General features: G+C 62.7%; 1 protein-coding gene. It reads left to right on the top strand.

Annotated elements, in window-relative coordinates; translation table 11 throughout:
• Positions 1–337, top strand: a 337-nt coding sequence (locus tag ACSQ3D_RS27875) for an electron transfer flavoprotein subunit beta/FixA family protein (protein WP_436129036.1), incomplete at its 5' end; no start/stop codon positions are given.
• Positions 338–351: the final 14 nt, after the last annotated feature.

Below are 351 nucleotides of genomic sequence, written 5' to 3'. Positions count from 1 at the left end.
CCAGGCCACGTTCGCCAGCAAGGTGGACCTCGCGGCCGACAAGGTCAGCGTGACCCGTGAAGTCGATGGCGGCGCTGAGACGCTGTCCCTGACGCTGCCAGCGGTCATCACCACCGACCTGCGCCTGAACGAGCCCCGCTACGTCACCTTGCCCAACATCATGAAGGCCAAGAAGAAGCAGCTCGATACCGTCAAGCCCGAAGACCTCGGCGTGGACGTGGCGCCGCGCCTGAAGACCCTGAAGGTGACCGAGCCCGCCAAGCGCGGCGCAGGCGTCAAGGTGGCCGATGTGGCCGCTTTGGTCGACAAGCTCAAGAACGAAGCAAAAGTCATCTAAGGAGAACAAGAAAT

Source organism: Acidovorax sp. LjRoot117, assembly GCF_964252695.1.
Lineage (GTDB): Bacteria > Pseudomonadota > Gammaproteobacteria > Burkholderiales > Burkholderiaceae_C > Acidovorax.
This window is presented reverse-complemented; position numbering and strand designations above follow the sequence as displayed.